This is a genomic window from Clostridioides sp. ZZV14-6009, assembly GCF_020658095.1.
Classification (GTDB): Bacteria; Bacillota; Clostridia; order Peptostreptococcales; family Peptostreptococcaceae; genus Clostridioides.
In genome coordinates this window covers 411740-436055 of record NZ_JAGWDG010000001.1, presented here as the reverse complement: position 1 = coordinate 436055, position 24316 = coordinate 411740, and the positions used below count along the sequence as shown (strand labels likewise).

The 24316-nt window shown below is 27.2% G+C and carries 21 protein-coding genes; 8 read left to right on the top strand and 13 right to left on the bottom strand.

Going from position 1 to position 24316, the window contains the following annotated elements:
- The first annotated feature begins 113 nt into the window (after positions 1–113).
- A complete protein-coding gene (locus tag KGF36_RS01925) occupies positions 114–911 on the top strand; it encodes a hypothetical protein (protein ID WP_227828914.1) in 798 nt (265 codons plus the stop codon).
- 509 nt (positions 912–1420) lie between these two features.
- Here KGF36_RS01925 and KGF36_RS01920 read toward each other — a convergent pair.
- Complete coding sequence (locus KGF36_RS01920) at positions 1421–2026, bottom strand: DUF3794 domain-containing protein (RefSeq protein ID WP_227830468.1); 606 nt, start codon at positions 2024–2026, stop codon at positions 1421–1423.
- A gap of 198 nt (positions 2027–2224) precedes the next feature.
- Here KGF36_RS01920 and KGF36_RS01915 point away from each other — a divergent pair, with 198 nt between their 5' ends.
- From KGF36_RS01915 to KGF36_RS01890, 6 genes are all read left to right on the top strand, one after another.
- On the top strand, positions 2225–2797 hold the full coding sequence (locus tag KGF36_RS01915; protein ID WP_227830469.1) for a DUF3794 domain-containing protein: 573 nt from the start codon (positions 2225–2227) through the stop codon (positions 2795–2797).
- Positions 2798–2823: 26 nt separating this feature from the next.
- Entirely contained in the window at positions 2824–3426 is a 603-nt protein-coding gene (locus tag KGF36_RS01910) for a DUF3794 domain-containing protein (protein ID WP_227830470.1), read from the top strand.
- Between the two features lie 30 nt (positions 3427–3456).
- Entirely contained in the window at positions 3457–4656 is a 1200-nt protein-coding gene (locus KGF36_RS01905) for a hypothetical protein (protein WP_227830471.1), read from the top strand.
- Positions 4657–5212: 556 nt separating this feature from the next.
- Positions 5213–6013, top strand: a complete 801-nt coding sequence (locus KGF36_RS01900) for a PIG-L family deacetylase (protein WP_227830472.1) — start codon at positions 5213–5215, stop codon at positions 6011–6013.
- Between the two features lie 184 nt (positions 6014–6197).
- Positions 6198–6914, top strand: coding sequence for a response regulator transcription factor (locus tag KGF36_RS01895; RefSeq protein ID WP_227830473.1), 717 nt, complete (start codon positions 6198–6200; stop codon positions 6912–6914).
- Positions 6883–8481, top strand: coding sequence for a sensor histidine kinase (locus KGF36_RS01890; RefSeq protein ID WP_227842208.1), 1599 nt, complete (start codon positions 6883–6885; stop codon positions 8479–8481). The genes KGF36_RS01895 and KGF36_RS01890 overlap by 32 nt, the downstream gene beginning before the upstream one ends.
- Positions 8482–8706: 225 nt before the next feature.
- On the opposite strand, the gene KGF36_RS01885 is transcribed toward KGF36_RS01890, so the two are convergent.
- The 11 genes from KGF36_RS01885 to KGF36_RS01835 all read right to left on the bottom strand — a co-directional run bounded on the left by KGF36_RS01885 (position 8707) and on the right by KGF36_RS01835 (position 18843).
- Positions 8707–9381 (bottom strand): diguanylate cyclase, encoded by a 675-nt coding sequence (locus tag KGF36_RS01885; protein WP_227829228.1) that lies wholly within the window; start codon positions 9379–9381, stop codon positions 8707–8709.
- A 392-nt stretch (positions 9382–9773) separates the two neighbouring features.
- The gene (locus KGF36_RS01880; protein WP_227829229.1) at positions 9774–11276 is read right to left on the bottom strand and encodes a phosphomannomutase/phosphoglucomutase; all 1503 of its coding nucleotides are present in this window, start codon (positions 11274–11276) and stop codon (positions 9774–9776) included.
- Positions 11277–11383: 107 nt separating this feature from the next.
- The gene (locus tag KGF36_RS01875; protein WP_227829230.1) at positions 11384–12049 is read right to left on the bottom strand and encodes a ribulose-phosphate 3-epimerase; all 666 of its coding nucleotides are present in this window, start codon (positions 12047–12049) and stop codon (positions 11384–11386) included.
- Between the two features lie 32 nt (positions 12050–12081).
- On the bottom strand, positions 12082–12528 hold the full coding sequence (gene rpiB, locus KGF36_RS01870; RefSeq protein ID WP_227829231.1) for a ribose 5-phosphate isomerase B: 447 nt from the start codon (positions 12526–12528) through the stop codon (positions 12082–12084).
- A 139-nt stretch (positions 12529–12667) separates the two neighbouring features.
- On the bottom strand, positions 12668–13588 hold the full coding sequence (locus KGF36_RS01865) for a transketolase family protein (RefSeq protein ID WP_227829232.1): 921 nt from the start codon (positions 13586–13588) through the stop codon (positions 12668–12670).
- A 2-nt stretch (positions 13589–13590) separates the two neighbouring features.
- Positions 13591–14403 (bottom strand): transketolase, encoded by an 813-nt coding sequence (locus KGF36_RS01860; protein WP_227829233.1) that lies wholly within the window; start codon positions 14401–14403, stop codon positions 13591–13593.
- Between the two features lie 91 nt (positions 14404–14494).
- Positions 14495–15526, bottom strand: a complete 1032-nt coding sequence (locus KGF36_RS01855) for a zinc-binding dehydrogenase (RefSeq protein WP_227432711.1) — start codon at positions 15524–15526, stop codon at positions 14495–14497.
- On the bottom strand, positions 15527–16579 hold the full coding sequence (locus tag KGF36_RS01850; protein ID WP_227432710.1) for a galactitol-1-phosphate 5-dehydrogenase: 1053 nt from the start codon (positions 16577–16579) through the stop codon (positions 15527–15529). It lies immediately after the preceding gene.
- Between the two features lie 130 nt (positions 16580–16709).
- Entirely contained in the window at positions 16710–17984 is a 1275-nt protein-coding gene (locus KGF36_RS01845) for a PTS galactitol transporter subunit IIC (protein ID WP_227482790.1), read from the bottom strand.
- Positions 17985–18041: 57 nt separating this feature from the next.
- The gene (locus KGF36_RS01840; protein ID WP_021385190.1) at positions 18042–18317 is read right to left on the bottom strand and encodes a PTS sugar transporter subunit IIB; all 276 of its coding nucleotides are present in this window, start codon (positions 18315–18317) and stop codon (positions 18042–18044) included.
- Between the two features lie 67 nt (positions 18318–18384).
- On the bottom strand, positions 18385–18843 hold the full coding sequence (locus tag KGF36_RS01835; RefSeq protein WP_227829234.1) for a PTS sugar transporter subunit IIA: 459 nt from the start codon (positions 18841–18843) through the stop codon (positions 18385–18387).
- Between the two features lie 488 nt (positions 18844–19331).
- Between KGF36_RS01835 and KGF36_RS01830 the strand changes: the two genes are divergently transcribed.
- Entirely contained in the window at positions 19332–20810 is a 1479-nt protein-coding gene (locus KGF36_RS01830) for an arylsulfotransferase family protein (RefSeq protein WP_227829235.1), read from the top strand.
- 507 nt (positions 20811–21317) lie between these two features.
- Here the strand turns inward: KGF36_RS01830 and KGF36_RS01825 are convergent.
- Entirely contained in the window at positions 21318–24242 is a 2925-nt protein-coding gene (locus tag KGF36_RS01825) for a sigma 54-interacting transcriptional regulator (protein ID WP_227829236.1), read from the bottom strand.
- Positions 24243–24316: the final 74 nt, after the last annotated feature.

Here is a 24316-nt window from a genome sequence, read left to right as displayed (position 1 = left end):
ATATATATATTAATGTAAAATTTTGTTTTTATTTGTATCATAAATGTACCCAAGTCATATATATATATTAGGATATTGAATTTATCCTAATAAATATATAGGAGTGGTAAAGAGTGGATAATACAAAGAGTTTAGAATATTATAAGAATAATTTAGAATCATATTCTAGCGATTTAATGAAATTAGTAATTGGATTGACAAAAGAAGAATATTTAAATACAAATACAAGAGCTTATTTAACACCTTGTCAAATATGGAGAATAATAAAATATTTTTTAGTTGGCGAAAGTTATGATTTATCTGATGCAAAAATTAAATTAGATTTTCAGAAAGATTTAAATTTCAATTTAGACAATGGCATATTAAATGAACTTTCCGAAGAATTAGAATCTCTAATAGATTCTAACTATGTAAAAAATTGCAAACTTAGAGAAGAATTAAAAAGAGCTTTTAGATTATCTGAGTGTTTAGCTGAAGCTATAAGACAAATAAACTGTAATGATAAATGTGAATTTTTAGTAGGAAAATTATTTTGCTTATTAGTACAAATTATACTTTTAATAATATCTATTATAGCTAAAATAATTATACTATTAATATTCTGTAGTGATTGTATTTCATGCAATGATGAAAAAGATGTAAAATCTTCTTTCTGTGATTGTCTAATTTGTGATTTAGAAAAAGAATTAGATCAAATAGAGGAGTTAATTGATGAACTAATTAAATTAGCCATTGCATTTATAAAATGTGGTTCAAAAAAATGTAATCATAATGAACATCATGGATGTGACTATTATAATGTTTATTATGAAAACTCACCTTATATAAACAACTATGAAGATAATATACAAGAATGTTTTGATAAGTACAAAAAACAATGCTATACAAAAAAATGTAATAGAAACTACTAAAAATCTTATTTTTATAAAAAACAAAAGCTTTCAAAAACTATGTTAAGTATAATAGAGTATATTATTTTAATCTAATATATTTTGATAGCTAAATATATTAAATAATACAAATAATATAATTTTTTGGCTATTTGAAATATTTTATAATAAGATGCAAACTATAATACAAACGAAGTTATCTCAATGGATTTAAAATCTAAAATAGATAACTTCTTTTGTATAAGTAAAAATCTATAATATTTTTACTTTTTTTGAAACCCATAAAAAGACCTTATTTTTACATGTAATTGAGGTCTTTTTTTATTATCTTAAATTTACTGATATATAATTTTTTCCAACATTTTAACTCAAATAGTAACAATTATAAAGTTTAATAATACGATATTATATTAATTTATTATATATCTATTTATAATGATTATTAAATTTTCTCTTATAGAAACTTACTTTCATTGAATAAAAAGACAATAAATATATGTAAATATACTTATTGTCTCTTATTTAAATATTTATTTGTATCTCATTTTGCTATTATATTTATCCCCAAGACTATATTTACATGGTGTAACATTATTACAACTATCTGAACAGGTATCATTATCGTAATAGCATAAATTTGGATTATGCATACAATAACTTCTACAGCATTTACAATTATTACAATTATGAAGTTGTGGACAAATTATAAATAATAGTGATAAATCAATCATTCTACAATCAAAGTGTTTTACACAAATATTCTCTATTCCAATAAAAATAGTTTCTATAATATTATCACACTTATCATATCTCAAATCTTTTAACAAAATAAATTGACAAAATGGTATACTCCAATGTGCAGAATGAAGAGACTGCTGACAATTATCTCCAGTATATATAATCTTAATATTTTTTAATCCTTTTATAACTAATTTTGGCCCTAGTATCGTGTTAATAATCTCCTTATCTTCTATGCATATCTTTACACTTACTTCATTAATACATTCTATATCTGGTTTTTGTGTTGGAACACATAGTATATCATCTTCTATAAATTCTTTATAGTATTTCATACATTTGTTATCTGGATAATCTTCTAAGGGGGTAATTCCAGTTTTTAAAATACTTTCATTCATATAAACATCTCCTTAATTTTATAATTATATAGAGATTAAAGTTTCTATATACATTTTATATATGATATAAAATCATATATTGTTATAAAAAGACTAAAAAAATAAAAATATTCGAAAACTTGTAACAAAAAGTCGAAATTTAAATAGATTATATTGAGAGCTAAAAACTTTCAATAAATTATATAAGGAGAGATAAATATGAATAGTAATGCATGTGCTTGTAATATGGATTTAATTGATATAAGTGGTTTATGTGACACAGACGATGTTACACAGGTTATAAGTCAATATCCTTATTGGTTTCAGATGTATATACCAGAAACCTTAAATATCCCAATACAAAAACCAGATATTGAACAAATAAACTCAGTTAATGTATCAGTAAATATATTGAGAACAAAAGTAGTGAAGACACCTGTATCACCTTTAGATGCTAATTGTGATTTTATACCAAACTTAGAAGGAAAAATCTCTACAGGAAGAAAAATTATTGTTGAGGGTGAATTGTGTCAAAAAATATCTTATACAGCTGATGAAAAATCTCAACCAGTTCATTCTGCACATTTTTATGTACCATTTTCAAGCTATATAGTTATACCACAGAAAATTACTTTTAATAATGCCACACAATTAATGAAATTAGACTCACTTGATGTAGATTATCAAGTAAATGCGTGTATAGAAGATTTGTCTGTAAGCCTATTAGATGCAAGAACTATATCGAAATATACAACACTATTATTATATGCAATACCAAGAAATACATTATAAAATTATAAAAATAAGGAGTAGAGGAAATGTTAAATTCTAATTATACAAATGGCACATCTTATCAATTCCATGATAAATGCGGTTGCGATGATAAGATATTAAATATTGTTGGTGTCTATCCAGAATCAAAAATAGAAAAAGTTTTACAATGCCCTTGTCCTGAAGATAAAAACAAATGGACAGAGTTTTTTGTATCAGAAACAGTAGATATACCATCACAAAAGCCAAATATAGAAGATATAGTAGAGGTACATTCTTGTGTAGATATAATATCTCAAAGAGTAATAAAAACACCTTTGGTAAACGGATACATCTCATGTAATGGAAACTCTATACCAGGAGAAACTATACCAAATGGAGAATGTACAAATTTGACAGGAAGAAAATTAATAATAGAAGGACTACTAAGACAAAAAATAATCTATACAGCAGCGCTAGATGAACAATCAGTTCATTCTGCACATTTTAATATACCATTTTCAGTATTTATAATAATAGACAAAAATACACCACTATACCAACAATTTAAGATAACAGCATATATAGAGGATATATATGCATGTGTATTATCAGAAAGAAGTGTCTTTAAAAATACAACTATTTTTATAAAGGCATCAAAAATATGTTAAGTAATTTAAATAAAATGAGGAGGAATAAAAATGGGATGTAATAAAAAAACTTGTGAATGTGACTTTAATATCAAAACTTTAGGTATATGTGATGTATCAAAATTAAATATGAATGGATGTAAAAAGGAAAACTTAAATTGGACAGAGATTTCAATTCCTGAGATACTTCCCATCCCAAGATTAAAACCTGATATAGAAAATATAGATCAAGTTTATGCAAGCGCAACAATTACTTCAGTAAAACTTATAGAAACTCCATTTGCATATAAATCATATAATTTATATATTAGCTTAGATATATTGAATAGAATAGAAATTATATTAGATGAGTTTCTAGAAACAAATATACAGACAACAATTAATACATTGATTGGTGGAATAAATGATTTAATATCAACAATTAAGGATGCAATACCTTTAATACCTGGATTAGGCGAGATTATAAATCCTTTATTAGCTAAACTACAAAGATTACTAGATTTAGTTCAACCATCTGTAAATTCTCTTTTATTTGATATTGATGATTTGTTAAATACAATTCAAACTGATATAGCAAGAATAGTATGCGAATCTCTTAATTCTATAATATGTAGAGCAGACGATTTAATAAGATTACTAAAATCTATACAAATTGTTATCAATGATATATTTGAAACAGTTAGTACACTTGAAGGACCATTAATAGAAATATTAATAACAACTTTACAAACAATAATTAATAATATCATTACACCTTCATTTGATATATTAATTGGAGAAAATGGTGTATTAATTGTACTTGTTGAAAGTTTAAGTAGAATACCAATTGATTGTGAAAATACTAGTGCATTTACAATACTACAAAATGCTGAAGGAACATGCTTAAATGGAAGAAAACTAATAGTGAATGGCTTATTAAAACAGAAAATAGTATATACTGCTCTAGTAGATGAACAATCAGTTCATTCTGCACATTATGAAGTACCATTTTTAGCATATATAATTCCATATGCCAAATTTGAATGCTTGACATATGAAGAAGGAATAGTTATTTCACCACCTGGAAAACCAATAGTTACAATAAATGGTTACAGATATAATCCTAAATTAGACATAGAAGTGGATTTATGTGAGGAATTTATTGTAGATTCATGCATTGAAGATATATATGTAAATGACCTTGATAAAAGAACTATATTTAAAAATATAACATTATTCTTAAAAGCACAATTAAAATCGTTGTGTAATTAATGTTAATACTATTTTACTAGTATACTATATAAACGAGTATAAACAAACAAAATTATAACAGTATCTAAATTTTCAAAGGCGTTAATAATACTAAATCTACGCCTTTGAATTTAGTTTAAATACTTAACACCGCACTAAATTAAAGCAATGAAAAAAGGGTTAATCACTTGTCTAAAATGATGCAGATAGAAGATATAAAAAAAGATATACTAAAGATAGAAGCATTTTTATAGCGTCATTAAATGCTGTTATAAAATATCTCAATATGATAGATAAAACTATTCACTGTAAAAATAATTAACCAGAAATATGTGAAAAGAATTTTCCTAAGTTTATAAAAAATAAATTTGATAATCCAAAGGTGGCAATCATAGGATATCAACCATCTAAACCATCCCTTCTTTTTTCTTACTTATATATAAAATTTTTTTAATTTTACTTTAGCACAAAAAAAATTTATTCCATTAATCTACTCTATAATTTTTAGTTTTTAAGAAATAATTTTTAATACTTTGATTGATAATATAACTAAGACAGCTTTTCAGGAGATGATTAAATGACTCTTAAAAACAAGAAGTTTACTATAAATAAGTATGGAATTTTATCTATCATTTTAGTTTTATGCTTGATTTTAACAGGTTTTAATAGCTATATTAATTATAGTCATAGAAAATTTAAAGATTATGTTGTTTTCTATGTTCAACATCAAGATGATGAAGTATTGTGGGCTGGCAGTGCTATTGTAAACGCTGTAAAAGAAAGAGGAAAAAATCATGTATTTGTGGTTTTAGTATCTACTGGATGTGGTATATCTGTTTTCGATAGATATAAAAAATATGAAACTCTTACAGATAGCCAAAAATCAGAATATAGAAATAGAGAATTCTTAGCTTCTCTTAATAATCTAGGAGTAAAAAGAGAAAATATAATAATATTGCCAGAAAAAAATGTAAATGGTACTACTAATTTTAACTCTATGGAAGAAATTGCAATTACTTTTGAAAAAAAATTTAAAAGTGTAACCCATATAGCACATACTTATAAGTTAGATGACCATTTACAACATATAAAAAATGGCTCTGTCATTCAAGGTCTGTATAACTCTGGTCAAATCAAAGATGCCAAATACTTTGTAAAACCTAAGTTTGCTCATGAAATAAGTTTTAACAACAAAATAGTTTATAAAGCTCATTCTATTGAGGATTATGAAAAAGTAAAAAATGCGTGTGAACAATACAAACTTATTGATGAATCAGAATGCAGAGAAGGTATTGGTTATAAATCTGACCACAAGTCTTTTGATAAATTATTAAATGATAAAAATGTTCCTTCTATACTCCACACCCCTAATTTATAACAAATATTTATTTTAAAATAAATATTTGTTATAAATTCTTAATAATTATGAAACTCCTTTGTTATTTATATTTGTTAATATATTTTTAGAGCTAATCAGTTAATATACTTACTATTTTCTGAAACCAATTTTTAGTATAAAATAAAGATTGATTAAAAATAAAATTTCGAGGGGGAATAATAAAGTGAATCAAAATATATTGGTCGTAGATGACGATAAAGAAATAGTAGATGCTATAGAATTCTATTTAAGACCTGATAATCTTAATGTTTTAAAAGCATACGATGGCTTAGAAGCTTTGGATATATTAATTGAAAATGATATTAAATTAATAATAATGGATGTAATGATGCCTAATTTAGATGGTCTTAAAACTACACTCAAAATAAGAGAAAAAAAGAATATTCCTATAATCCTTCTATCTGCAAAATCACAAGATATGGATAAAATTATAGGTCTTAATATGGGTGCTGATGACTACATAACTAAACCATTTAATCCACTAGAACTTACTGCACGAGTAAAATCTCAACTTAGAAGATATATAAACTTAGGAGACTTTAGTAATACAAATAGCTCAAACGATACTAATTATGTTTTAAAAAGTGGAGGTCTTGAGCTAAATACAGATACAAAAATAGTTTCTTTAGATGGTGAAGAAGTTAAAATGACACCTCTTGAGTATAAAATACTTGCTCTTCTCCTATCACGAAAAGGAAAAATATTCTCCTCTCATGAGATTTATGAAAAAGTTTGGAATGAAGATGCTTATAGCTGTGAAAGAACTGTTGCTGTTCATATTAGAAGAATTAGAGAAAAGATTGAAGTAAACTCAAAAGAACCAAAATATTTAAAGGTGGTGTGGGGAATTGGTTACAAAATTGAAAAACTTAATTATTAATGATTCAAGAGCAAAATTTATTTTATTATTACTATTATTTCTCTCCTTTTCTACATTATTTGAAACAATATACGATTTAAATAATAACTTTATTGATATTAATCAGTATAATTATTTCTATAATGAGGAGATTATACCTTATTTCTATTATTTTGGTACGCCTTTATCCTTACCAAAAGCAAATTTAAAGTTTATTTGTGAAGGTATTACATTAGCAAGTTGTTTATTATCTGTGTTATTTCTTATATTATATAAAAAAAATAGCCAAAAGAAAGTTAAACTCTTAGAAAACATTATTACTTTCTTTTCTAAGATAAAAATTGAAATTATACTTATATTAATTTTAATACTTCTAGTATTACGATTTTACATATTTACAAATACTAAAATGTTCTACAATGCCAATTTAATTGTATTTAATTTTATTATTCTATCTGTAATTTATATAATATATGAAAATATAAAACATGGTGGCTATAATCCAAAAGATATGTCTATAACATATAGATTCTTTTCAGACCTTGTTAGCATATATAATAGAAAAACTATAAATAAGAAACTAGCTATAACTTTTTTAATCTCTATAGTTATACAAGCAATTATTCAGTACATAGTTTTAGTATTATTTATGCGTGTATATTATGCGGAGGCAATAGTTATAGAGGTTTTATTCACACTTGTAAGTATAATTTCTTATTCTTCTATATACAACTTTTTATCTACTAAGTTTAATTACATAAATAATATCTCGAAAAATATAAAAAATATTGAAAATGGAAATCTAAAATATAAGTTGGAAGTGATAGGAGACGATGAAATATCTGATTTATCCAAAAGCATAAATAGTATAACAGATGGTCTTGAGGCTGCTGTAGATGCTAATATAAAAAGTGAAAGAATGAAGACAGAGCTTATAACAAATGTATCTCATGATTTAAAAACTCCACTTACATCTATATTAAGCTATGTTGATATGTTAAAAAATAATGACTTTGATAAAGAAACAATAAACGACTATATAAATATTTTAGATAAAAAATCACAAAGATTAAAATTATTAATAGAGGATATATTTGAAGCTTCTAAGCTTAGTAGTGGTGATGTGGAATTTAATATAACAAAAACTGATATAAAAGAGCTCTTAATTCAAAGTATAGTAGAACTTGAAGATAAAATTCAAAACAGTAATTTAGATTTTATAATAGAAACACCTGAAGAATCTGTATTTACTATGATAGATGGAAAAAAGACTTGGAGGGTATTTGAAAACCTGATTGGCAATATACTAAAATACTCTATGAAAAATACTAGAGTTTACATAGATATGTTTATAAAGGATGAAGATATAATAGTAACATTTAAAAATATTTCAAATGATAAACTAAATCTAAAACCAGAAGAATTAATAGAAAGATTTAGAAGAGGTGATATATCAAGAAATACAGATGGCTCCGGTCTGGGCTTATCAATTTCTCAAAATATAATTGAACTACAAAATGCAGCTATGGAAATAATTATAGATGCTGATTTATTTAAAGTAGCCCTTTCTTTTAAAAAAATTAATTAATATTAAATACATAAGGTTGTAAATTTCAAAATAATTTTTATTTTAAATTACATGCTATAAATGGTTAACTTGCAATTTACAACCTTATTAAAATCATAAAACTATTTTTAATATACTTATATACTTACTCTAATATATAGTCTTATTTTTTCCTGATTTTTTAGCTTTATATAGTTTTTTATCTGCCTCACTTAAAAATGCTTCAAAAGAGTCAAAGTCTATCCATTAAGAAATTCCAATACTTACAGTTATTTTATAGTCAAGGTCTTTAAATTTATATTTAAGTAGACTATTATGAACTTTAGATTCAATATGAATTGCTTTTTCTATATTTTCTGTCAAAACAATAAATTCATCTCCACCGTATCTACCAGCAAATAAATAGTAATCTCTAAATGATTGAATGATGTAGGCCATCACTCTTATAACCTCATCTCCCACTAAATGCCCATAATTATCATTTTCAGCTTCCATTAAACTTATCGGAAAATACTCACCTATTTTTTGTAAATCATTTGCAACAGAAGTATGAACACTACTTATTAATATTTCTCCCTCACATTCAACACATAAGTATGTTATTCTTATTTCTACTTGAAAATTATAACCTTTTTTAGTTTTCTTACCAACTAGATACTCTCCAAATACAGCATGTAAATTTTTTGAATATTCTTTACTATCTAACCATAACTTTTCTAAAATAAAACTATCTGGTGATTGTTTTACATACTCTTCTAATAAATACTCTACTTTTTCAATACTATTCCCTACTTCAAACTTTCCAGTACCAATCCAACATATATTTTTGTGAAAAAAAGACATACATTTTTTCACATCCCTATCTACAAAATATGCATTTATAAACTGCTCAACACGTTCAACATATTTGTCCTTAAACATAATATTATTATCCCCTTATCGTTCTAATAAAGTTATTATATAATGACATTGTGTATTTGTTTAAAGAAAAAATTTTATATCTATACATAATTATTTTTTATGCTTTTTAAGAGTAAACAAGAAAAAAACCTCCTTGGAGGTCTCTTTCTAAATGTTGGGGTTTATATTTACATATTTATTTGATTATACCTTTTAGTGCGATATTAATACATTTTAAATTATATTTCTCTATAAATCATCATGTATTTCATCTCTCTGTATTTATAATATCACATAGAATTTCCATAATCAGTTACATATCTGTTACCTAAGATTACAATTTTGTAATATTTGTAATCTTAGGTATAAATTTACATCCATTCTTTAATATAAGTATATGCTTTTTATTAATCCTAAAGACCTTTTAAGTCATATTTTTCTAGGAAAAGTTTTAATTCAGAGTAAATTTCTTCTGCTCCACCAACTTTATTTGATTCAATATTTAAAGCTAACAATGGCTCATGTAATGATATTCTAAGTAAAAACCAACCATCTCCATTTGCTTCATTACAATTAACTCTTATACCTTCAAAGTTATTTGGTGCAACAGACCATCCATCAACATCATTAATATGAGAATCTAATTCTTTTAATATATCTTCTGCATATGGTCTAAAATCTTCTTTATTGATGCCTATTCTAACTTCTTTTTCTTCCTTTGCTTCTTCAAGGTTTTCTATCAATTCTTCTATAGTCTTTCCTTCTAAAGAAAGTTTTGCAACTTTTATTAAAATTTTAGCTATTAAATATGCTCCATCATCTAAAAAATAATTTTCTTTTAAAGCAGCATGTCCAGATGTCTCTATAGCTAAATGGCACTCTTCACCTTCACTATTTAATCTTATAGCTTCATTTATTACATTTTTATATCCTCTTTTAAATCTATGATGTCTTCCTCCTAATTCGCTTATGAATTTAGCAAGACCTTCTGAAGTAATAGAATCAGTTACTATAGCTGTATTTGGATGTTCTTCTAATATTATTGATGATATAACAGCTATAAGAGCATTTTTATTTATTGGTTTACCATTTTTACCTACAATAGCAGCTCTATCTACATCTGTATCAAATATTATTCCTAAATCACTCTTATTATCTAATACGGCTTTGCAGATGCTTTCCATTGCTTCTTTATTTTCAGGATTTGGTATATGATTTGGGAACATACCATCTGGGTTCAAAAATTGACTACCTGTTGTATCTGCTCCCAGGATGTGTAAAACTTTTTCATCAAAAAAACCTCCAGCTCCATTTCCTGCATCAACTAGTATTTTAAGTCCAGAAAAAGGCTTTTCATAGTTTTTACTTGAGTTTACACCTATTCTAATTTTATCTATCAATAAATTAGAATAATCTTCTATTAAATTTTTTACTACAACTGTACCTTTTTTTTCTACTCTTTCAGACTGTACACTATCATTTTTAACAGCTATATCCAACATTTCTTTTATATCTGTTTTTTCTAGACCACCATTTTCTGTAAAAAACTTTAATCCATTGTAGTAATAAGGTAAATGACTAGCTGTAATCATAATTGACCCATCAGAGTGGTATCCATCCATAATAGTTGTCATAAACATTGCTGGTGTTGTAGCAATCTCACAATCAATTACATTACAATTATCATTGATTAAAGTTTCAATAACAGTGTTTCTAAATTGACTCCCTGTTATTCTAGAATCAGTTCCTATTGCAACAGTTACTTTGTCTTTTTTAGTTTTTTCTTTTAACCAAATATGAAATGCTTTAGCTATTTTTTTTACTTCTTCTACAGTTAAATTAACTTCCTTAGAATCATTTTTATATGCTATTCCTCTAATATCTGTCCCATTTTGCAGTTTGTATATGTCACCCATAAACATTCTCCTTACTCAATTAAAATTTTTATTAAATATTATAAAATTCCTAACTTATTTAAAATTTACATTATCTAAATATACAAATTTTATAATTTTATTATTAACTATTTTATACTTTCTTTTAGCTCTCTTATCTTCTCTTTATATGAAATTGGAGGCTTGTCATTAAATAAAGCTGATGTACCAACAACATATATATCGACTTTTTTGCCATTCATAAGTCTAATAGTATCTTTATTTATATTTCCATCAACTTCTATAAATGGAGGATTATCATAATCTTTTAATATCTCTGTAAGCTTATCTAACTTATCTAAAACAGAGAGATTAAACTTTTGACCTGCAAATCCTGGATTTACTGTCATTACTAAGATACCCTCAACTAAACCTATATATTCTTCTATTTTATCTACACTAGTTTGGGGACTTATTGCTAACACTGGCCCTATTCCATAATCTCTCAACTTTTGTATATCAGCTTTTACATCTGTGCTTGATTCCACATGAAAAGAAATATACTTTGGCTTTATATAAGACATCATATCAATATACTTATTTGGAGTTTCTGTAGCTAAATGAATATCTAAAGGTATAGTTGTATTTTCGCTTATTGACTTTAATAGTTCTGGTCCCATGGCTAAGTTTTTGACAAATATTCCATCCATAACATCACAGTGAAGCAATTTTACATCAGCCTCTTCAAGAGCTTCTAGTTCTTTTTTTAAGTTCATTTGGTCTGCACACATTATTGAAGCACAAATAATAGACATAACTTTCCTCCTTAGTCATAAATTTTCATTATTTATAAGTTTTCATTTTCTATATCATCAATCATTTGTAATCTTCTTGCATGTCTTTCTCCATTATAACTTGAATTTAACCATTCTTCAACAATTCTCATTGCTAATCCTTTTCCAATAACTCTTTCCCCTAAACAAAGTACATTTGTATTATTGTGTTCTCTCGTAGCTTGGGCTGAAAAACAATCTGACACAACTGCTGCTCTAATTCCTTTAAATTTATTTGCGGCAATAGACATACCTATTCCTGTACCACAACAAAGTATACCTAAATCTGATTTTTTACTTTGAACATTTTGACTTACTTTTTTTGCATATATTGGAAAATCTACACTTTCTTTTGAATTTGTTCCTACATCTTCAACTTCTATACCTTTATTAATTAAGTTTTCTTTTATAAATTCCTTTAACTCGTAACCACCATGGTCACACCCAATAGATATTTTCATTAAAAAGCACCCCTTTTTATATAATATTTTACAATTATCGTAAAAATAAAGCTGTCCCATTGTAGAAATTTCTTTCTATTTTTAAGACAGCTTTAATTGATTTATATCAAATCAATTTATTATTCAATGATATTTACATCTATAATAATTCTTTTATATTTTTTACTATATCTTCAGTAGTTAATCCGTAATGTTTTAATAAGTCTGCTGGTGTACCTGATTGACCAAATACATCCTTAACACCAATTCTTCTAACTACTACATCTTTAGTTTCTGCTAAAGCTTCACATACAGCTGAACCTAAACCACCAATTATACTGTGCTCTTCTGCTGTAACTACTTTTCCAGTTTTCTTAGCACTTTCTTTTATTAATGTTTCATCTAAAGGTTTTATTGTAGATATATTAACAACTTCTACATTTACACCTTCTTTAGCAAGTTCTTCTGCTGCTTCTAATGCTTTTGCTACCATTATTCCTGTAGCTATTACTGTTATATCAGAGCCTTCTCTTAAAACAGTTCCTTTTCCTATTTCAAATTTATAGTTTTCACTGTTTACATCTGGAGTTGCAGCTCTACCTAATCTTATATATACAGGTCCATTATAATCAATAGATGCAAATAGTGCTTGTCTTGCTTCTAAAGCATCTGCTGGATTTAATACAACCATATTTGGTATACCTCTCATTAAAGATATATCTTCTATAGCTTGATGACTTCCTCCATCTTCTCCTACTGTTACTCCTGCATGAGTAGCTGCTATTTTAACATTTAAGTTTGGATATGCTACAGAGTTTCTTATTTGCTCATAGCCTCTACCTGCTGCAAATATTGCAAAAGTACTTGCAAAAGGTATCTTTCCACAAGTAGCAAGACCTGCTGCTGTACCAATCATGTCACCTTCTGCTATCCCCATATCAAAAAATCTATCTGGGGCAACTTCTTTAAATGATATACTTTTTGTAGCTTTTCCTAAGTCTGCATCCAATACTACTATATCTTTATTTTCTGCAAGTTCTTTTAATACTTGTCCGTAAGCTTCTCTAGTTGCTATTCCCATTCCTATAGACCTCCTTCTAAATCTTTCAATGCTTGTTCTGCTTGTTCTGCATTTGGAGCTGTTCCATGCCATGCAGCATTGTTTTCCATAAATGAAACACCTTTACCTTTTACAGTCTTAGCTATTATTACTGTTGGTTTTCCTGTAACTTTTTTAGCTTCATCTATTGCATTTCCTATTTCATCAAAACAATGTCCATTTATTACTATTACATTCCATCCAAAAGATTTAAATTTGTCATCTACTGGACTAACATTCATTACTTCTTCATTAGAACCATCTATTTGTAATCCATTTAAGTCAACAAATGCAATTAAGTTATCTAATTTATAATGTGATGCTGTCATTGCAGCTTCCCATACTTGACCTTCTTGGATTTCTCCATCACCTAATATAGTATACACTGTGTAGTCTTTGTTGTCTAATTTACCAGCTAGCGCCATACCATTTGCAGCAGATAAACCTTGTCCAAGAGAACCAGTAGACATATCTATTCCTGCTACTTTTTTCATGTCTGGATGTCCTTGTAACTTAGAACCAAATTTTCTAAGTGTCAATAATTCTTCTTCTGGGAAAAATCCTTTTTCTGCTAATGTAGCATATAAAGCTGGTGCTGCATGACCTTTTGATAGAACAAATCTATCTCTATCATCCATTTTTGGATTTTCTACACATATGTTCATTTTATCAAAATATAACACTGTTAACATATCAGCTATTGATAATGAACCACCTGGATGCCCGCTTTTAGCTTCTGCAACCATTTTTATTATGTTTTTTCTAATATTATTAGAATGATCTCTAAGAGTGCTCATACTTTTTTCCTCCTGTTATTTTTTAAGACCTTACATTTTTTTATCCTACAGTAGATTTTACAATTTTTTTTAAAATAATACAAATGTTTTTTTAAGATTTTACTGCAACTTTTATTTCTTCTCCGTTCATTAAAGCTGTAATACCCTCTTTAAATTCGTCTAAACCAACAGTTCTTGTAACTAATGCTTCTGTATTTACTTTTCCACTAGCCATTAAATCTAATGCTATAATCCAAGAACTTGGTTTTTGTGATCTACTTCCAATATATTGTAACTCTCTTTGAATTATTGCTTCTTGATCCATTTCATTTAGTTTTTTAGCAAATATTCCAACTTGTACGAAAGTTCCTTTCTTTCTAAGTAATCTTAAAGCTTCATTAACTGCTGGCATAAATCCAGAACAATCAAATCCTTTATTTACTCCATTTCCATCAGTCATTTCATTTACTACATCTGCTAGACTTTCTTCCATTACGTTTACAGTTCTATCTACTCCAAGATTTTTAGCTATTTCTAATCTTTCTTTATCTTTTGTAACACCAGACATTATAACTGTAGCACCTTGAGATTTAACAACTTGAGCTAATAATAAACCTATTGGCCCTGGTCCTATTATTAATACTGTATCATCACTTTCTATAGTAGTTTTTTCAAGAGCTGCATGAACACAACAAGCTAGTGGCTCTGTAAGAGCTGCTGATAATAAAGATACATTTTCAGGAAGTACATGTATGCTTTCCTCTCTTGATAATACATACTCAGCAAAACTTCCATCTGCTTGAGTACCAATACCTTTTCTAGTTGGGCATAAATTGTAGTCTTTAGTTGCACAATATATACATTTTTCACAAGTTGCAAAAGTAGTTTCTGATGTAACTCTATCTCCTACTTTTATATTTTTAACATCTTCACCAATTTCTACGACAATTCCAGAAAATTCATGACCTAAAGTTACTGGAGCTTTTATATTTGCATATTCACCTTTAAATGAATGTATATCTGAACCACATATACCACTGTATTCTACTTTTATTTTAACTTTATCTCCTGTAGCTTTTGGCTCTTCTACCTCTAATACTTCTACATTATCATAACCTGGTTTAGTTTTAACTACTGCCTTCATTTATTTTTCAACCCCTTGTGGTAAAATTAATATCTTATTAAATTCTTCTTTTCTATCTCTTATCATTTCAAATGCTTTATAAGTATCTTCAAGTGAAAATCTATGAGATACCATTTCTTTTAATTTTATTTTTCCTTCATTAACTAAAGTGATTCCTTTAGTCCATTCTTGTCCTGGGAATGGTGCAGAATAAGAATTCCAGAAACCTTTTAACTCTAGTTCTTTTCTAAATATATTTTCAAATGCTTCCTCAGATAAAGTTATATCTGAATATGCTATTCCTAAAAATCCTATTTTACTTTTCTTTTTAGTTATAAGTAAACATTGTTCCTGAGTTATTTTAGAACCTGCACATTCAAGTGCTATATCAACACCTTTTCCACCAGTAAGTTCTTTTATTTTTTCTACTGGATTTACATCTTTAGCATTAATTATTATATCAGCACCTAATTCTTTTGATTCTCTTAATTTATTATCAGATATATCAACTGCTATAATTGTTCCAGCTCCTGCTATCTTAAGTCCTTGTATTACTAGTTGACCCATTGTTCCACTACCCATTACAGCTACAGTATCTCCAACTTGGATACCTATATTAAGTACTCCATGCATAGCAACTGCAAGTGGTTCTATCATAGCAGCATCTTCAAAATCCATGTCTCCTATTGGTAAAACATTTGTAGCTTTTATGTTTGCATATTCTGCAAAAGCTCCAAAAGTTTTAGCTCCTAACATACCATGGTCATCACATAATGAAAATAACCCTCTCTTACAATATTCACATTCATTGCAAGGTATAAAAGGAATTGCAACTACTCTATCTCCAACTTTTACATTTTTTACATCCTTACCAACTTCTGCAATTACTCCAGAAAATTCATGCCCTGGTATAGCTGGAACTGGATATTTCCAATGTTTTAATACTCTTGGAGGATCTGACCCACATATTCCTGCTGCCATAACTTTTATTTTTACTTCATCACTTTCACATGGTTTTATTTCTATATCTTCAAATCTCATATCATTTGTGCCATGTAATACTGCTGCTTTCACGATAAATCTCCTCCTTTTGTATTTTGTATTTTTTAAAAATTTATAAAAAATATTACTCTTTTCTAGTAGCTGCTAAATGTTAAATTTTCGCATACTTTACTAAAAAAGAGTAATCTCTATTAACTAAATATTAGAATATTCCAAGTGAAGAAACTAATTGAGATAATTTCAGTATTCCCCATTTTAGTAAGTTACCACCTGTATCTATACTTGTAACCATTGTTGTTCCTTCTGGCATCATATTTGCTTGTTGTAATAATTGCGTATGAACATCTGCAAAATTTGTAGCCATATAAAGTGATATAGCTATTACTATAGTTCCTGTTATAACTGATTGAACTATATTACCTTTTCTAAAACATACTATAAATGCCATATAGAATGGTATTGTTGCTAAGTCACCAAATGGTAAAACTTTATTTCCTGGTAATATAACTGCTAAGAATAAAGTTATAGGAACAAGTATAAGAGCTGTTGATATAACTGCTGGATGTCCAGTTGCTACTGCTGCATCTAGACCTATATAAAGTTCTCTATCTCCATATTTTGCTTGTAAGAAATCTCTTATTGATTCTGAAATTGGAATTAAACCTTCCATCAATATTCTAACCATTCTAGGCATAAGTAACATTACTGCACCCATTGATATACCTACATTGAATATTCCTGCTACATCGTATCCAGCAAGCGCTCCAAGTATTATCCCTAGTATAATCCCCATCATCATTGGTTCACCAAATATACCGAATTTTTTTTGTATAGAATCTGGGTCTGCTTGTATTTTATTTATTCCTGGTATTTTTTCAACAAATTTACCTACTAAATATCCAAGTGGAGCAAATGAAGCTGTTGAACCAGTTGGTAATGCTATACCTTCCAAATCATAAAACTCCTGAACATTCTTGGCTGTTTTTTCTGCAATAAATAGTACTAATAATTCCATTAATATCGCACAGAATATAGCCCAGATATAACTTCCTGTTACTATATATCCAACTGCACCTGCTACTATGAAGTGCCAATAATTCCATATATCAACGTTTAATATCTTTGTTTTATTGAAGTATAATAATAGTAAGTTTACTAATAAACAAACTGGTATTAATATTGGTGCAACTGGTGAAGCCCATGTTGCTGATGCTGTTGTTGGCCAACCAACATCTATTACTGTTAAATTAAGTCCAAATCTCTCAACCATTCCTTGAGCTGCTGGCCCTAGTGTTGAAGTTAATAGGTTTACAACTAAGTTTATACCCACAAACCCTATACCAATTGTAAGACCTGATTTTAAAGCTTTTGTAAACTTAATTCTAAATATCATTCCTAAGACTACAATTGTTATTGGTAGTATTACTGTTGGTCCCATGTTTAAAATATACTGTACTACTGCTAATAATTTATCCATTTATAAATCCTCCTTTTTCTGTTTTTTAAATATGATTTCAATTTATTTATGCTAGGATTATTTTAAAGCATCTAATATTTTCTTATCTAATGCTGCTGTATTTACTCCAGTTATATATGCTGTTGCTTTTATTGCTGGTATATTATAAGTTGTTGGTAATATAGTTGTTGATACTATTAAATCTGCTCCATCTTGCTTTGTTGCACATTCAGCTATTTTGCATTGTATAACTTCTGCTTGTATATTATTTTCTTTAACTAATCTTTCTACCTTGTCACAAACTACTGTTGATGTTGCTATTCCTGCTCCACATGCTACTAATATTTTTTTCATTTTTATTTCCTCCTAATAATTTTTATTGTCTTATTTTTATTGTTAGTACTTTTTATTATTTTATTTTTTATAAAGACTTTATTGTCTTTAAAACTTCTTCTTTGTCAGTAGAATCTATTAGCTTCTCAACTAATTCTTTATTTTGCATAATCCCCATCAATTCTGTTAATACAGATAATTGACTGTGTGGTTGATTAAGCCCCAAAACGAAAGCCAAATTTACAGATACTTTTTCATCTTGGTCTTCCATAGAACTAAATACTACTGGTTCATTAAAAGTACAGACTGCTATAAATTGTTCTTTAATATATTCTGCATCTGTATGTGGTATTGCTACTCCATAATCACCTAAGTTTAAGCCTGTTGGAAATACATTTTCTCTTCCTAGTATTTTTTCTCCAAATTCTTCTTTTACAAAGCCTAATTCAAAAACTTTATTATGTATTTCCTTAAAGAAATCTTCTTTTGTTTTACAATCCATTTTAAGGTTTATAACTTTATCACTTACAAAATTTATAAACTCCATATTTGCACCTCCTAATTGCTCTTATCTCATATCTTGTTTTTCTTGCCTTTATATAAAGCATATACCGTGCCAAAAAGTGGCTTTTTTTGTGAAATAAAAGAAAACATTTTCCTCGAAATAATGTTCAATTGTAGGATTTTAGCCGACTTTCATAGATAAATTTTTTTTAATTTTTATTTTAATTTTTACTTGTTAAGCACTTAACTATCCATATATTTTTATATTTTCGTGGTTTTTTTTGTTACAGAAATGGTTTTTTTATTTTTTATGGGTGGTTTTTTCTGTTTGTTAGTTATTTTATAAAATAATTCAATCTAAATAGCATTAATTTTCATATTTGTTGTTTAGTTATTTTAGTGTGAATAAATTTTCATGTAATTGTCTAGCAAAATTCACGTTACGCATAATTAAATTCATAGTATGTTTTTATTTATATAATAAAATCAATATGAAAATATAAAAAACTTAATATGAAAAGGGGATTAAGAATGAAAAGAAAAAATTTATTAAAGATAGTATTTTTATGTAGTATTCTATTTGTTTCTGGTATTTTCGTAAAACAAGTCTTTGCATCTCAAAGTAATTCGAAAAAAACACTTAATATAACTATAAATGGTTATGATGTAACACTATCTAAGGAAGGGATTTTTAATAGTCAAAACGTAAAACAACTTAATTCAACAAATCAAAATAATATAACAATAAAAAATCCTAAAAATGTAAACAGTGTCAAAATAGATGATAAAGAAATTAATGTAAATAATAAATCTACTTTTAAGTTAAAAGAAATCAATAGCTCTTCTAAAATAAAAATATCTGTAATATATAATGGTGAAAACTCATATAGAAATTATTATATAAACTCTCTTTCAAAAGATTTTCCAAAGTATACTGTTACTGCAAATAGCCCTTATGATGGTGATTATTATCTTACTACACACAATGAAGAACATAATTTTGTATTTAAATTAAATAACCAAGGAAATATAATTTTTTACAAGGAAGTCGAATCAAATCCTTTTGATTTTAAAAAAATAACTACAGATGATGGTAAAATTAGATATGGATATTTACTTCAAGATAAAGACTCAACAAAGCGAATAAGTTCTGTTGGATACTCACCATCATATCTTGTAATATTAGATGAAAATTATAATGAAATAAATAAAATTACTATGGAGAAAAGTAAAAACATAGAATCTGGTACTGAGTTAGAAAACCATGACTTTATATACATAGATGATAATCACTATATTGTTTCTAGTTATCAAAAGACTAAGGCGACAAATATTCCTTCAAAATTGAGTAAAGGAAATTCTCCTTATGTAGTAAATAGTGTATTACAAGAAATAAAGGATGGGAAAGTTGTATGGCAGTGGGAAAGTATTGATTATGAAAAGCTATATGAAGAAAGTGCTGAACAAAATAATTTTAGCGAAAAAAGTGATACATCCTTAGACTATGTACATTTTAATTCTATGACTATCGACCCAAAAGACGGAAATCTAATCTGCTCATTTAGAAATTTAGATGAAGTTATTAAATTAGATAGAAAAACAGGAGAAATTATTTGGACTTTAGGAGGATTGGGTGATGAGTTTGATTTAACAGATAATCAAAAGTTCTCAAGACAACATAATGCTAGAATTACAGATGATGGATATATAACTTTATATGATAATGGTGTAAAAAATAAATCTACAAGAGTTATTAAAATAAAATTAGATGAAGAAAATAAAAAAGTTACTGAATATCACTCATATAACATAAATGACTACTACAAATATATGGGGTCAGTTCAAGAAATAGATAGTGAAAAAGATGTGTTTTTAGTTGGAACTGGTGGAAAGGCTGGAGAAGAACAAGACTTAGTGGCTATGGAAAAAGATTTTTCTAATGATAAAGTTTATTTTAAGTTTTCATTCAAAAGTGGTGAAAGCATGTATAGATGTTATAAAATCAAGTAGCACATATTTAGAAAATATAAATCTCTAAAATATACAATAAATCCTGCAATAACAATGAAAATGTCCATGTTTACCTGCAGGATTATTCATTTTTCATCAATCAGTATTTTTTATAAAACTCACACTTCCTTTAGTTTTCTTCCCTGTAGCAGTAATTTTATATGTTCCACTTTCATCAACCTTTACTTGAAATGTACTTGTCTTGAGATTCTTCCCTTAGAAAACAGGCTTTTTATCATCTTCTTGTATGAAATTATTTTCTAAATAATTATGATGACCACTCTGTAATTTTTTAACATAATAACTTATCCTTATTATATCTTCTATATTTTAGTTTTAAAATAGTTTATATATTCTATTTATCAATAAAGAAGGCTAATCCTATAAAATCATATAAATCAATTTCATAGAATTAGCCTTATATCAAGTAATTAACTACTTAGCAATTAAATAATTTTAAATTTTATACTAAAGCAAATTTTTTGTGTCTATCTTTTCTATACTTAGTTAACTTAATATCTTTTTTATTTCGTTTTTATCTTCAGTATTTAATAAAACTTCTAAAGTATGTTGGTCATTAATCTTTGAAAATAAGCTTCGTATTTCTTTCTTATTATTTTCTTTAAGTGCCAGTAGTACCACTAAATCTACCATAAATTTATTGTCCCATACTATGGGCTTATTTAATCTTGCTATAGCTATTGCTGGCTTTATAACATTTTCTGGAAGTCCATGTGGTACAGCAACTTTTGAAGCCATTACAACACTTCCCATAGCCTCTCTTTTATACACACTTAATATATATTTTGAGTCTACATACCCACCTTCTTCAAGCTTTGATACAAGAGTATCGATTATATACTCCTTTGAGATTCCTTCAAAATCATATAAAATCAAATCTTCATGTATTAAATTATTCAATTGATTATCGCTACTCAAAGATGGTTGTTTATTATTTAAATGTTCTAATACCTTGTTAATTCCATTTTTTCCAAGTACCTCATTATAAGAAATAAAAGGTACATTTTTATAATCTATATCAATTGTGCCACAAATAGCAATAATATTATATTCAGCTTCAATGTCATTTAACTCATCTTCTAAATTATTATTTAAAAAAGCAATTGGCTTTACTTCAATTGAAGCATCGTATTCCTCAATTTGCTTTTCTATATGTTCCTTTAAGTTTAAAGCTGTGCCTACCCCACTTAAACATAATGTAATAATTACATTTTTCTTTCCATATTCATTTTTTCTATAACTAAATTTATTTGTGTTTACCATAGCATAATTTTTATTTTTCTTTAAATCCGCTATTATACCATCTAAACTTTTTCCTTCAATTGTAGCCAATTTTCCTGCTTCCATTGCTAATAATGTATCCACCCTATTTACAGTCTTGCATCTAATACCAAGTCTTTTTTCAACCTCATCACCAAGGATTACTAAAGAACCCATATCAATTAGAACTAAAATTCCTTTTTGTGCTTCTATCTTTTTAAGTTCTTCTAATACATGTTCTATTCCTTCTGATGGTGAATCTGTAAGTGCTATTTCTATACCCAATGTACATTCTATACCAAGGATATGATTTACAACATTAGACATTTCAATTCCAACCTTACCATGTGTAACTATAACTACTTTTACTTTATCTTTTATACTTTCTTCATTGTAACAAAATTTATTTATATAATATGCTAAATATCCAAGTTCATCCTCTGGGAATGTAACTTGTGTTAAATCTTCCACTATTCCCATTACATATCTGGATAATTCATATTCCATTGGCATTGATGCTTTTATCTTATCCAAACTTGGATTTATTATAGTTTTTCCATCTTTTATTCTATCTATAGCATGCTCAATATGAATCGCTAAAGCTAAATACAACCCTTGATTTACATGTTTAAATTGCTCTTTAATAAATACAATTACTTTGTCCATTATCTCTAGTGTGTATTCTTTTAACTGTCCTCCCCAATCTATTCGACTTCTTCTATCAGACAAGTTTTTATTGTTTTTAATAGCATTAAATTTATTATCTAATTTTTCTATAAATGCATTTTTTAATTCTTCTTCTGAAAAACACTTACTTTCTAGAACCTTCAATTCTTTTTCTGCATAATTGTATATTTCACTTATCTCATTATCAGACAAAATTCTATTTTTTCCACTTACTAACTCACTAATATCTATATATATATCTTCAACTGAAAACTCAGAATACTTTTCATCTTCACAATTACAATCATAATATCCACTTTTTATATAATCTCTTAAGCTATCTAAATCTATAATTACCTTGTCACTAGAAAATATTGCCTTACTAAAAGCTCTAGCACAAGTTACTTGTATATCACTCTTTAACTGCCCTATATTCCCAGTACATTTATAATTCATAAGTGCACACATCACTTCTTTAGTTATTATAAAGTTTTTATTTACTCTTTTTGCTTCTCTTTCAAAGAATTTTATTATTATTTCATATCTTTCAGATTTCGGTCTTTCACTCATATTAGGTAAATTTATTACCATTGGTATACGTCTTCTAAATGTTTGAAGTAAATTAGAATCTGGATTTTCTGTTGTAGCACTTATTATGAGAACATTTGCCTTTCTATTAGAACTACTCTCTCCTAATCTCCTAAATTCACCTCTATCTATTAAAGAAAATAATATCTCTTGACCAGCAGCAGGTAATCTATGAATTTCATCCAAAAACAAAATTCCATTATTGGCTTGCTCTACAAGACCCTCTCTATTTGCATCTGCTCCTGTGTATGCACCTTTTACCACTCCAAACAGCTGAGCTATCAATAGGTTAGGATTTTCTGCATAATCTGCACAGTTAAATACTATGAATGGACTATTTTCTTCTTTGATATTATTTTTCACAGCATATTTGTACATACATGTGGCTAATTCACTCTTACCTACACCTGTTTCCCCATATATTATAGTATGAAGACCATTAGGAGGATACATGATTGCTGATTTAGCTAGGTTTACTTTCTCTTTCAAACTGCCTTTTATACCTATTAATTCTTCAAATCCATCCTCTTCTACAGCCTTACTAACTTTTACATGCTTTCCAGAGGATACTAGTTCTTTATCTTTTATTTCAGCTTTCGGTTGGCTTAAATTTTCTTCTTTTAGTAATTTTGATACTGCACTTCTTGATATATTATAGCCATTTTCGGTTAAAATTTCAGTTATTTTTCTTTCAGACATTTGTGGATTCTCATTTACAATCTTAGATATATCTTTTATTAAGATTTGTTTTCTTCTTTCTCTTGAATCTAAAATATTATTTTTTTTTCTAACTGCTATTACTTCAGACCTAGCTACATTTAATATTTCAGCAAGTTCTTGGTCAGTGTATGGATTTTTCTTGTCTTCTCTTTGTATCTCTCTTAATATTTTATCCATATTTCGCCTCCTTACTTTAAATTTTAGTTTATTTCAATATATTATACACCAAAATAAGACTAGGCAAAATAGCC

What these genes read in the sequence shown, in the direction of transcription:
- KGF36_RS01910 (WP_227830470.1), top strand. Translation starts at nt 2,824, where the DNA reads ATGTTAAATTCTAATTATACAAATGGCACATCTTATCAATTCCATGAT.
- KGF36_RS01845 (WP_227482790.1), bottom strand. Translation starts at nt 17,984, where the DNA reads ATGGATAAATTATTAGCAGTAGTACAGTATATTTTAAACATGGGACCA.
- KGF36_RS01905 (WP_227830471.1), top strand. Translation starts at nt 3,457, where the DNA reads ATGGGATGTAATAAAAAAACTTGTGAATGTGACTTTAATATCAAAACT.
- KGF36_RS01835 (WP_227829234.1), bottom strand. Translation starts at nt 18,843, where the DNA reads ATGGAGTTTATAAATTTTGTAAGTGATAAAGTTATAAACCTTAAAATG.
- KGF36_RS01840 (WP_021385190.1), bottom strand. Translation starts at nt 18,317, where the DNA reads ATGAAAAAAATATTAGTAGCATGTGGAGCAGGAATAGCAACATCAACA.
- KGF36_RS01860 (WP_227829233.1), bottom strand. Translation starts at nt 14,403, where the DNA reads ATGAGCACTCTTAGAGATCATTCTAATAATATTAGAAAAAACATAATA.
- rpiB (WP_227829231.1), bottom strand. Translation starts at nt 12,528, where the DNA reads ATGAAAATATCTATTGGGTGTGACCATGGTGGTTACGAGTTAAAGGAA.
- KGF36_RS01875 (WP_227829230.1), bottom strand. Translation starts at nt 12,049, where the DNA reads ATGTCTATTATTTGTGCTTCAATAATGTGTGCAGACCAAATGAACTTA.
- KGF36_RS01855 (WP_227432711.1), bottom strand. Translation starts at nt 15,526, where the DNA reads ATGAAGGCAGTAGTTAAAACTAAACCAGGTTATGATAATGTAGAAGTA.
- KGF36_RS01880 (WP_227829229.1), bottom strand. Translation starts at nt 11,276, where the DNA reads ATGGGTGACATATACAAACTGCAAAATGGGACAGATATTAGAGGAATA.
- KGF36_RS01900 (WP_227830472.1), top strand. Translation starts at nt 5,213, where the DNA reads ATGACTCTTAAAAACAAGAAGTTTACTATAAATAAGTATGGAATTTTA.
- KGF36_RS01920 (WP_227830468.1), bottom strand. Translation starts at nt 2,026, where the DNA reads ATGAATGAAAGTATTTTAAAAACTGGAATTACCCCCTTAGAAGATTAT.
- KGF36_RS01915 (WP_227830469.1), top strand. Translation starts at nt 2,225, where the DNA reads ATGAATAGTAATGCATGTGCTTGTAATATGGATTTAATTGATATAAGT.
- KGF36_RS01885 (WP_227829228.1), bottom strand. Translation starts at nt 9,381, where the DNA reads ATGTTTAAGGACAAATATGTTGAACGTGTTGAGCAGTTTATAAATGCA.
- KGF36_RS01865 (WP_227829232.1), bottom strand. Translation starts at nt 13,588, where the DNA reads ATGGGAATAGCAACTAGAGAAGCTTACGGACAAGTATTAAAAGAACTT.
- KGF36_RS01825 (WP_227829236.1), bottom strand. Translation starts at nt 24,242, where the DNA reads ATGGATAAAATATTAAGAGAGATACAAAGAGAAGACAAGAAAAATCCA.
- KGF36_RS01830 (WP_227829235.1), top strand. Translation starts at nt 19,332, where the DNA reads ATGAAAAGAAAAAATTTATTAAAGATAGTATTTTTATGTAGTATTCTA.